The 11,671-nt window shown below is 64.0% G+C and carries 3 protein-coding genes; 2 read left to right on the top strand and 1 reads right to left on the bottom strand.

Annotated features, from left to right (window positions below; genetic code table 11):
- Window positions 1-3,544, bottom strand: a 3,544-nt coding sequence (locus ACFOX0_RS33320) for a LamG-like jellyroll fold domain-containing protein (protein ID WP_377553535.1), incomplete at its 3' end; no start/stop codon positions are given.
- A 416-nt stretch (window positions 3,545-3,960) separates the two neighbouring features.
- Between ACFOX0_RS33320 and ACFOX0_RS33315 the strand changes: the two genes are divergently transcribed.
- Both ACFOX0_RS33315 and ACFOX0_RS33310 read left to right on the top strand, forming a co-directional pair.
- Window positions 3,961-10,866, top strand: coding sequence for an RHS repeat-associated core domain-containing protein (locus tag ACFOX0_RS33315; RefSeq protein WP_377553533.1), 6,906 nt, complete (start codon window positions 3,961-3,963; stop codon window positions 10,864-10,866).
- A gap of 94 nt (window positions 10,867-10,960) precedes the next feature.
- Window positions 10,961-11,479, top strand: a complete 519-nt coding sequence (locus ACFOX0_RS33310) for a hypothetical protein (RefSeq protein WP_377553531.1) — start codon at window positions 10,961-10,963, stop codon at window positions 11,477-11,479.
- Window positions 11,480-11,671: the final 192 nt, after the last annotated feature.

The following is an 11,671-nucleotide window of genomic DNA, read 5'->3' as shown; positions in this document are numbered from 1 at the left end:
CGGTGGCAGGCCAGGTGACGGCGGCGTTGTGCCGCGCGCTACCGCGCAGCTTGCCGTCGACGTAGAGGGCCATGGTGTTGGTGGCGGCGTTGTAGGTGGCGGTCAGGTGGGTCCAGACCCCGAGTTGGGCGCCGGTGGGGGTGATGACCTGGTCGTACGACCAAGCGGTGGTGTCCCCGGTGGCCATGCCGAAACGCCAGGTGTTGTCTGCTTGCTCGTTCCACAGGATGAACCGGGAGGAATGGGCGCCGTCTTCGGAGACGATGACCCCACCGGCGTCGGTCGGCTTAACCCACACCGAGACGCTGAACGAGCGGGTGGTGTCGATCAGGGCCGCGTCGTGGGTCAGGTTGGCGCCGCTGCTGCGGTCGGAGAGAGTGCCGGTGGGGTCGGTGTTGAGCATCACGCTCGGGCTGAACAGGTCACCGGTACGCCACACGGCGTTGCCGGTGGCGGTCAGAACCTTCCCGCCGGTGGTGTCCGTGGCAACCACTGGCCCATCGATCGGGCCGTTCAGCGGCCATGAGTAGGTCGCGGTGACCAACGCCTGGGCCGGCTGCTTGGCGATGGTGCCGCTGCCACCAGCTAGGTTGCTCACCAGCCAGGGCGTGACGGTCGCAGCGGCTCCGACGGTCCACAGGTCGGCCGTGCCGTCGCCGTTTATGTCACCGGCCCGTAGCTGCAGGGCCGTGTTGGTGTTCCAGTTGCTGGCCAGGGTGTACGGGGTGTAGGTCAGCGTCTGGCTGTCGATGTCGTAGGCCAGGTTGGTCCACAGGTGCAGCACGCCGGTGCGGGCGTTGCGGAGGAACATGGCCGTGCCGTTCGCGGTCTGCGCCGTGGTGATGGTCCAGTTGTTCCAGTCGGTGCCGCCGGTGGGGGTCAGGACGCTGGTCAGTTGATCGACCTGGGCCCAGCCGCCGACGAAGTCGTTGTTGGGGTAGTAGGTCAGCGAGAAGCCGTTGGTGGTGTCACCGCTGATGCCGATGAGGTCAGGGTAGTTGAGGCCGCGGTGGGTGGTGTCGCCCGCGTTGGCGAGTTGGAGCGGGTTAGCCCCGCCGGCGTCGGACAACACTCCGGCGCTGATCGCAGTGCGGTTGTCGCTGTCCGTGTGGAGGACCGAGCCGTCGCCGTTGCCGTGCAGGATGACGCCGCCGCCGGCGTTGGGTCCGGAGGGATAGTAGGCGAGCACGTCCTGCAGGCCGGTCCCGTGGAAGTGGCCGGTGATGATGGTGGCGCCGGTGAAGTCGGCCGGTTTGTTGTTTCCGGTGAGGCCGTTCCCGTTCGCGCCGATGTTCACCGCGTTGGGGTTGAGGCCGGACGCGCCCCTGCCACCCGCTACCCAGACACCGGCGGGTAGCCCGTTGGCGGCACCCACCGCAAGGAGGTCCGAGACGTTGTCGCCGGTGAGGTCACCGTCCGCAGCGGTCGCGGCGGGGGTGGAGTTGAAGGTGACGCTTGCCGTCTGGCCGAAGTTGCCGCCGGCGGACAGGCTGGTCACGGCGAGGGTGTTGGTGGCGCGGGTCGGGTTGATGCTGATGCTCGCCGCGCCGCCGGTCGCCGAGACCGTGGCCGGCGGAGCCGCGTTGAGTTGGTAGCTGTAGCTCGTGGGTACCGTGCCGGAGGCCGGGGGAGCGATCGTGAAGGTGGCCGCGGTGCCGATCGTGGTGTCGCCCGAGGGTGGGGTCACCACCGGTGGGCCGGTGCGGGTGGGATCGAAGGTGAAGCTGCAGGTGGCTGACCAGTAGCTGGCCAGGTTGAAGTCGGTGGCCTGCACGCGCCAGGAAAACTGCGTGGCCGCAGCCCCGGAGGCGCCCTTCAACGTGGCCGCTGGTACCACCAGGACTGCTGTGCTGCCGGAGCTGTAGGTCAGCAGATTCGGATCGGATGACTTGACAGGCGTCTCGGTGGTATCCGACGTCTTCCAGAGCTTGAACGACACGCCGAGGACGCCGCCGTTGGGGTCGGAAACCGGCGCGTACAGCGACACCGGGCCGTCTCCCACCGCGCTCGGCGTCGGCGCGGCACAGGTCGTCGTCGGGGAGGTGCTCATCCCGGTCGGCGTGTTCGGTCGGTGGTTGTATTTGACGGTCAGGCTGGGCGTTCGCTTGTCGAATTTTTTCCAGCCCTCGTATTCGGCAGTTCCGGCGGCCAGTAGAAAGGTCTGTGTCTTTTTGTTGGCCTCGACGATCGTTTTGATCGACGATGTAACGTCGAATCCCACCCCCTTGGCCGGGCATCTGGAGTTGTAACCGTGTGCGACATTCTGGGAGTCCACGACTGGTCCGAGGTCGACGTTTTTCCAGGAATTCCAGATTGCGTTGGACGAGGTCAGGGTTGTGCCGGGGGTGTAGACGTTCACAACGCGCGGGCTGCACGAGTATGACCAGATCTCGGTGATGTCGAAACTGGCGGAGCTGATGGCCGCGGTCTTCAGGAGAGCGCTGTTGATCGGGAAGTTGACCAGAGTCCAGGCACGGATCTCACCCACGTTGCCGACCTGCATGAATCCCTCGGGTGAGGGGGTATTCTTCCAGTAGTTCGTGGTCGCGTGGTCCGGGCTGATCGTCGCCCACCCGTTGTTCGACGCACCGTACGAGGACCAGTTGTAGGTGGGGTCGATGTAGACCGGATACACGGTTTTCGGATCGGCCAGGAACGTCGGGTTCGGCGTCAGTTCGATCGTGGCCGAGGAGACGGTGGTCGGGATGCTGACCGTGTTCGCACCCGATCCGGGTCCTCGTGGGGTGGAGGATTCCACACCAGCGACCCTGGCGGTCGCTGTCTGCGGTGTCGCTACCGCCGAGTCCCACATCGCCGGCGTCGGCGCAGTCAGTACCACGTTCCCCAGTCGGTCGCTGCCGCTGATGTTGCCTGCGGCGTCGCCCTTCAGGGTCAGGCCCGGAGTACGGGTCGCGAAGGTGAGTTTCTTGAGCGCGGGATTTCCCGCGGCTGTTGCGTCCCTGACCACGAAGACGTGGGAGAAGCCGCCCTCGACGTCGGCGGTGACCAGCAGGTCCACACCGGGAAGGACGTTGGCGTAGGTGGCGGTGTCGCCCGTCAGGCTGGGCGCGGGTAGCGCGACCGGCAGCGTCATCGCGAACGCGTTGCCGCCGTGGGCCATCGTCGCCAACGGGCCGTTGCCGCCGGCCGAGAGTCTCAGATCATTGGTCGAAACGGCCGGCGAAACGGAGCCGTCGCCGTTGCGGCGCAGGGTGGCGTCGAGGTCGACCCATGCGCCGTTGACCCGCTTACGGGTCGGGAACGCCGTCTGCTTCAAAGTCAGGATGCCGTCCGGGCTGGCCGTCAACGTGGAGGTCGCGGTATTTGCCCCGGTCGCCTCGACGGCCTTGCCGGTACGTCGGGCCTCGGCGATCGACTGATCTATCGTCAAGGCCGACGAGGCGGGTGCCGGCGAGATCAGACGTGGCGGTGCGGCGGCGGCCGGCGATGTGTGCACGGTGCTCACCGTCGTGGCTAGCAGGGCCGCGGGCAGCATCGCCGCCATCAGCTTCGTCCATCTCGGACGGAAAACGTTGGAACGCATCTGGTGCTGCTCTCCGTTCGGGGGCGCGGTCTGCGACCTTGGCGCCGACAGCTAACCAGGGCGAAGGCCGCTCCGGAATCCCGGCCAACGCGGAGTGTTGTCCACCTCGTACGCGCAGTGCCCTTTTCGTCCCGCCAGGTACCTGCCGGCTGTGACGAATCCGTCACCCGGCCGACCGGCCCTTTCGGCCGCTTTGGAGATCGAAAATCTTACGTGCAACGATCATTACGATCCTGTGATCCACTACCGACGATCACCATGACAGATTGTCTGCGCCACGGAGTGCTTGCATGAGCACTGTGCGTGGCCTCATCTACTCTTCGCATCAACGTGAGGTCCGCATGGTCAGCCCTCGGCAAGCCCGCCTCGTAACCCGTCGTGTCTCCGCCGTCGCGACACTCGTGACGATATCCCTGATGGCGTCCATGCTGGACGTGCCACCCGCCGTCGCGAAGCCGACCGAGCCCGGCCCACCGCCGACCTCACCAGGACGATCCGTCAAAGGCGTCCGACCCGTGGTCGCCAAGTTCATCAAGCCCCGGGACCAGGCAAAGGACAACTACCGACCCACCAAGGCCGCCTGGCCGGCGGCGTCAACCGCCGACATCCAGTTGTCCCAGCCCGGGGCCCACACAGCCGTCGGCGCCAAATCGGCCGCCAAGGGAATGCCGGTATGGGCCCAACCGGTGGCGGCGAAGGACGGCCGGTACACCGGCCCGGACCGGCTTAAGGTCCGAATCCTCGACCGCACGACCACCGAGGCCGCCGGTATCAACGGCGTCCTACTGAGCGTCACACCCGCGGCGGCCACCGGTTCAGGTACGGTCCGGGTCGGCTTGGACTACGCCCAGTTCGCCGAGGCGTACGGAGGTAACTACGCTTCCCGGCTACAGCTAGTGCGGCTGCCCGAATGCGCACTCACCACCCCGAAGCTGGCATCCTGCCAGGCGCCCGACCCGCTCAGGTCGACCAACGACAATGTGGGCGAGACCGTATCGGCGGACGTTCCGCTGACCGCCCCCGGGCAGAGCGCTGGCGGAGCGACGGTGCTGGCCGCTGTCGCCGGAACGGGTAGTAGCGGCGGCACATACGAGGCGACCGACCTGAACCCTTCCGGCTCGTGGTCCGGCGGTGGCAGCACAGGCTCCTTCACCTACTCCTACGGGATCAACATCCCACCCGCCGCGTCGAGTCTGGCGCCGGCCGTGTCGCTGTCCTACGACTCGGGCAGCGTGGACGGGCAGACCGCCTCCACTCAGGCACAGGCATCCTGGGTCGGTGACGGTTGGTCGACTCCGCACTCCTACGTCGAGCAGACGTTCACGTCCTGCGAGGACAACCCCGAAGGATCGCCGTCGCCGGTAAAGACGACCGACCGCTGTTATGGCGGACCGGTGCTGACGTTGTCACTGAACGGCTCGTCAACAGCCCTGGTGTGGGACAACACGAAGCACGTCTGGAAGCCGGAACACGACAACGGCGAGGTAATCACCCGGGTAACGAACTCCGGTAACGGCAGTGGCACCTACAACACCGACTACTGGCGGGTGACGCTCCGGAACGGCTCGACCTACGAGTTTGGCCGGAACAGGCTGCCGGGCTGGACGTCCGGCAAAGCGGAGACCCACTCGGTCGACACGGTAGACGTCTACTCGGCACACTCCGGAGATCCCTGCTTCGACTCGGCTGGCTTTTCGTCGTCCGTCTGCACCATGGCATACCGGTGGAACCTCGACTACGTCAAAGACGTCCACGGCAACGCCATGGCCTACTACTACAAGCAGAACACCAACTACTACGGCCGCAACAAGGGCACTACCGACGTCTCCTACGTCCGGGACAGCTACCTCGACCGGATCGACTACGGCTTCACCGACGGCAACGCCTACGGCACCGTTCCGAACCAGGTGGTCTTCAACGTCGGTGACCGCTGCCTCTCGGGAACCTGTCAGCCGCTGAACGCGGCGAACAAGGCCAACTGGCCGGACGTGCCCTTCGATCTGATTTGTGCCCGGGGAACCGACTGCCAGACGTGGAGCCCGTCGTTCTTCTCCACCGTCCGGCTGACGTCGATCGTCACCCGGCAATACTCGACCACGACCTCGTCGTACGAGGCGGTGGACTCGTACGCCCTGAGCCAAACCATGCCGGCGACCGGGGACGGCACCTCCCCAACGTTGTGGCTGTCGTCGATCGCTCGGACCGGCTCTGACACCGCAGCGGGCGGTTCCGCGTCCCCCATCACCCTTCCATCGGTCTCGTTCAACGGAATCAAGCTGCAGAACCGGGTCGACGGCGTGACCGATGGCCTGCCGGCCCTGTATCGGCAGCGGATCGAGACCGTTACCACCGAAACCGGCTCGGTCATCACCGCGAGCTATGAACGGCCTAAACCCTGCACCGCCCCGGTGACCCTCAACCCGGCCACGAACACGTCTTCGTGTTACCCGGTGTACTGGAATCCGGCCGCATACACAGAGCCGTTCCGAGACTGGTTCAACAAGTACGCGGTTACCCGAGTCACCCAGACTGACCCGACCGGCGGCGCGCCTGCGACGTCTACCAGTTACGAGTATCTCGGCGGTGCGGCCTGGCATTTTGACGACAACGAGGTGGTCAAGGCCAAGCATCGAACGTATGGCCAGTTCCGCGGCTACGCCCGTGCCAGGGCGTTCACCGGGGACGGGGTCAACGACCGGCGAACCATGTCCGAGGCAACCTACTACCGCGGAATGTCCAAGAACAACAATGCCACGGTTGTCAACATCACCGATTCCGCCGGCGGTGAACATGAGGATCTCGACCAGTTGGCTGGCAGGGAGTTGGAGGCGACGGTATATCTGGGCGAGGGTGGCCCCGTTGACAACTCGGCGATCACGTCCTACTGGGTGTCGGCGGCAACCGCGACTCGGGACCGGACCGGCGTCGCGGACCTGACCTCGCATGTAGTGGCGCCGGTCAAGACCTACTCCCGGCAGGCGATCACTGGCAGCGGCGCAACGACCTGGCGGTACACCGAGGCCGACCAGTCGTACGACGCAAACATCGGTAGCCCCACCTTCGGCCTGGTCCAACGGTCATACACGCACACGGTGCCAGTCGATTCGGCCTACGACCAGTGCACCACCTACAACTACGCCCCAGGGAACGCCAGCAAGAACCTGATTGGCCTGATCAGTGAGACGGAATCCGTTTCGGTGGCCTGCGGTGGATTCATCCAGGGCAGGCCAGCGTCAATGCCAGGCAGCATCAACACCCTGACCGCGCCCGCCAGCGTCAACCGGCCCGCCCAGGTGGTGTCCGACCAGCGCACCTACTACGACGACGAGACCTTCTCGACCACCTTCCCGCAGGCAAGCACCCCGACCAGAGGCCTGGTCACAATGAGCCGGGATGCGGTCGACTGGACCGGCGGGGCCTACATCTACCAGACCACCGGTCGGGCGAAGTTCGACTCCTACGGACGGCCCATCGAGGCCTACGACGGCAACGGCAACATGACCTCGACCAAGTACGAGACGAACAGCGTCGGGCTGGTCACTGGCGCTACCGCGACCAACCCACTCGGGCACACCGCGTCCGCCAGCATCAATCCCAAACGCGGTAAAACGCGGACCTCCACCGACGCGAACGGTGTGGCCGCGATTCAGGAATACGACGCACTCGGCCGAGCGACGTCGGTGTGGCTGAACTCCCGTCCAACCAGCGCGACGGCGGACTACCGGTTCAGCTACCAGCTTCTGAAGACCGGTGCGACTGCAGTTACTACCTTGAAGCTGAATGACTCGCTGGGCCACGACGACTACACCACCATCTATGACGCCATGTTGCGGCCCCGGCAGACTCAGTCGATCACCCCGCAGAACGGCCGGATGATCAGCGACACGTTCTACGACAGCCGCGGTTGGGTCGCCGCGACGTACAACGGCTGGTGGGACGACGGGAGCACGCCGAACACCACCCTGGTCTCCGCGCCGGACCTCAAGAAGGCCGTGCCGAACCAGACATTCCCCACTTACGACGGGCTCGGTCGATCGGTCATCACCGTCAAGGCCCGGAACGGTCTGCCCGTTTCCACCACGACCACCGTCTACAACGGCGACCGGACAACGGTCATCCCACCGACCGGCGGGGTGACCAAGACCAGCGTCACCGACCCGCTGGGCCGCGCCACGGAACTCCAGGAGTACACCGCCGCGCCGACAGTGAATACTCCAGCGGATACCTTCACCGGGGTTCTCTCGGTAACGGGTGGCACCACGGCGGTCACCAGGTACGGCTACGACGGGCACGGCAACCAAGCCACCCTCACCGACGCCGGCTCCAACACCTGGACCTCGACGTACAACCTGCTCGGCCAGGTAACCAGCAAGGCCGACCCGGACACCGGCAATACCACGATGGCGTACGACGGCAACGGCAACCTCCTGCAGTCAACCGACGCCCGCGGCAAGACCGTCTCGTACACCTACGACAAGCTCAACCGGAAAACCGGAGCCTTCTTCGCGCCCGTCGGATCCCAGTCAGCGGCGAACCAGTCCGCCTCATGGGTCTACGACAACACCAATAACGTCCCCGGCGTGACCTACCCGATCGGCCGGCTGACCACCGCCACCTCCTACTCCGGCGGACAGCCCTACATCACGCAGCAAAAGGGCTTCAATGTCTTCGGCAACTCGCTCGGAGTCACCGTCACTATCCCCGACACGGAAGGGCTCCTCGGCGGGTCGTACGCCTTCACCCACACCTACACCTCAAACCTCGGCCTGCCGTTGAAGGACGGCTACCCGAACAAGGGCAACCTACCGGCAGAGACGGTCCTGCACGGCTACGCCGGTGGCGCGCTGAACCTACCCACAACACTTGGCGGCCTCTCCGGCTACACCCAGAACGTCTCCTACGACGCCTACGGCCGCGTCAACCAACAAACCATCGGCGGCACACCCGGCCTTGCGTACGTCACCAACACCTTCGACGACCACGACAGTCGGCTCACCAAACAGCTGGTGACCCACGCCACGGACCCGAAGAACGTCGACGAGCAGGCCTACCGCTACGACCTGGCCGGCAACGTCATCAAGAAGACAAGCACCCGGCTCGGCGCTGCCACCCCAGCCGAAACCCAATGCTACGAGTACGACAAACTCGCCCGGCTCACTCAGGCATGGACGGCGACCGACGACTGCGCAGCCACCCCAACGGGCGGCAACAGCTCGATGGTCGGAAACGCACTCGGTGACGGCAGCGCCTACTGGACCAGCTGGCAACTGGACCTGCTGGGAAACCGGAAGCAGCAGGTAGAGCACAACCTCGCTGGCGGCACCGATACGACTACCAACTACACCTACGACGGCGCGAGCCGTAACCAGCCACACACCCTGACCTCCACCGCCACGACCGGAGGTGCCAGCGGCTCAACGTCCTACAGCTACGATCCGGCCGGCAATACGGTCACCCGCAGCGCGGGCAAGGGCAACCAAAACTTGGCCTGGGACGACGCGGGAAGGCTCACTGGCATCACGGGCGGGGCCGCCGGCAATAGCTCCTATGTATACGACAGCGACGGCGCGCTGCTGCTGCAGAAAGACCCTGGACAGACGATCCTCTACCTGCCCGGGCAGCAACTCACCCTCGACACCAAATTCAACACCGTCAGCGGCACGCGCTATTACGCCCTGCCCGGTGGAGGCACCTGCATCCGCACCGGGAGCGGAAGTAACTACACCTTCGCCCTCCCCGACCCGCAAGGCACTCCCAGCCTCTACCTCGATAACACCGCCCAGACCCCAACCTGGCGTCAGTACACCCCATACGGGGCGCCCCGGGGTGCCGCCGCCCTCTACCCCGACAACCACGGCTTCCTCGACAAGCCGACCAGCCCAGATACCGGCCTTACCATGGTCGGCGTCCGTGCCTACGACCCCGCCATCGGACGCTTTGTTTCCGTCGACCCAATCCAGGACCTTGCTGATCCCCAGCAATGGAACGGCTACGCATATGCCAACAACTCGCCGGTCACGTTGTCCGACCCGAGCGGCCTCAGCCCGGAGGACGCTCAATGGGAAGTCGACCATCCCCATACAACCAACACTGCCTCCGATGATCCCGGCTGGGGCAAATATGGCTGCCCCGACGACGACTGCACCGCAAGGGACTCAAACGGCAAGCCAGCCCGCTTTCCTGTGTTCTCGGGAAAGAACGGCACAACGGTAACCCGTGACGCATCTGGCAACTATTACCTAAACGGCTATCGCCTGCCCAAAGCGAAGTTCGATGTTGTTCAGCTTGCTGCCATTCTGGACAGCAATCGCGATCAAGGACGTTTGGTAGCCGCTGAAAATAGCGCTGATGCAGTAGTTCGCCTCTGGGCTCTGCTTACCGAAATTGTAGTTGCCTGTTCTCAGGTTGCTGCATGCAACGACAGCAACGGCAGCTTCTATACCGCCGTAGACCAGGATCGAGCCGCAGCCGAACAGATCCGAAAGTCCAATCACGACGGCCGAATGAGCTGGCAGCAGGCGCTAATCGAAATGGGCATGGCTGTGCCCTTAATGGTTGGCACCAACCGCTTCGCCGGCACGCCGGGCATGTTGCGGCCGAAAGGTTGCCGTAACAGCTTCGACCCAGACACTCTAGTTCTAATGGCTGACGGTAGTACCAAGGCCATCAAGGACGTCAAAGTGGGTGATAAGGTCCTCGCATCGGATCCGTCCGCCGGGGGCACCACAGGCGAGGAAGTCACCCAGCTTCACGCGAATCAGGACACCGATCTAACCGATGTCACGGTTTTCGGCGCAGGCGGCTGGCTGACAATTCTTTACACCACAACTAACCATCTGTTCTGGGACGTAACTACTCGCGAATGGACTAGCGCAGGCGCGCTGCGCCCCGGTGACCTGTTGCGAACGGGCGATGGACGAACCGCTCAGGTCGCGGCTGTTAGAAACCGGACCGAGCGACACGAAATGCTCAACCTCACCGTCAGCCAACTTCACACGTACTATGTGCTCGCTGGCAACACACCAGTTTTGGTCCATAATGATGGATGTGGGCGTTCCGTTGCGAAGTACGAAGATATCACCGACCCGAATAGTCGCATCGCGAATAGGCTTACGGACGTTGGGCCTGAGGAGTTCGCCGACACATTGATCTCGAATGGTTGGAGCAGGTCGGTGTCAAAGGACGGAAGTGTCCAGATCTTCCAGAAGGGCGGTGCCAAATACGCACTTCGAGGTAATGCCAGGACTTATGATGGGTGGACTGCGGAGTTTACGCCAGCTGGCTCCAGGAGGGCGACTCTGAAGATTAGGCTGGGCGGTTGAATTGAAAAAAAATCTGGCGTCAAATATCGCCGAATTCGAGAGCATTCGGCGGAGTGTTGCTACTACCTTTGATCTTGACGCTCGGCTACCAGGAATGGTGTTTCTGATGCCGTCTAAGTTCGCGTTGTTCTGCGAGTATGAGGCGCTGTTCGCTGCTGATTTTTGGCCTGCGCTGACGGAGTTGGCTGCCGTGCACGGTGACTCGGTCGTCGACCTTCTCGTGATCGAGCCGAACGCAGCGTCCTACTATATCCCCGAGTATAGAATGTATCCGGCATTCTCGCTGCCCGTGGAATCGAATGAAGATCGCTATTGGGATGCCTTGAATGAAGAGCCGGAGGGCGATATCACCGGCGCCGTCATTCACTCTGCTAATATGATCGCTTTGTCGGGTTTATCGGCACGCTGGGGAATTTGGGCTGATCGCCACCTTGGGATTGCAGTAGTGCAGGGTGCGCCGATTGAGGATGACTCGGGCAGCTGGCGAGAAAGGAATGGCCCATTCCTGGGTGTTGAAGATGCATTGGTGCACTACGTAGCACCCAACTTTGGTGGTCAGGTTCCAGAGGCGTTAGCCGGGGAATTAACGGCGAAGTTCGGCAACAGGCTCTGATTTGCCTCGAACGGCGGCGGACGGTACGTACACGTTCGGCGAGGTGCCGCCGGGGGCGTACACGGCAGGGTCGGGTAGCCGGAGGGAGTTTCACCCTCCGGCTCCCACAGATCCCGGCGTGACAGTCTCCTGTCACCGGGCTCTTGTCATCCTGCTCACCAGGCGGTCGTGACCCAACGCCAGTGCGTGAAG

Source organism: Micromonospora zhanjiangensis (assembly GCF_042650605.1).
Classification (GTDB): domain Bacteria; phylum Actinomycetota; class Actinomycetes; order Mycobacteriales; family Micromonosporaceae; genus Micromonospora_J; species Micromonospora_J zhanjiangensis.
The sequence above is the reverse complement of the archived record's forward strand: the minus strand, read 5'-3'. Positions and strand labels throughout refer to the sequence as shown.

Coding starts and splice junctions, on each gene's coding strand:
- ACFOX0_RS33315 (WP_377553533.1), top strand. CDS start 3,961: ATGGCGTCCATGCTGGACGTGCCACCCGCCGTCGCGAAGCCGACCGAG.
- ACFOX0_RS33310 (WP_377553531.1), top strand. CDS start 10,961: ATGGTGTTTCTGATGCCGTCTAAGTTCGCGTTGTTCTGCGAGTATGAG.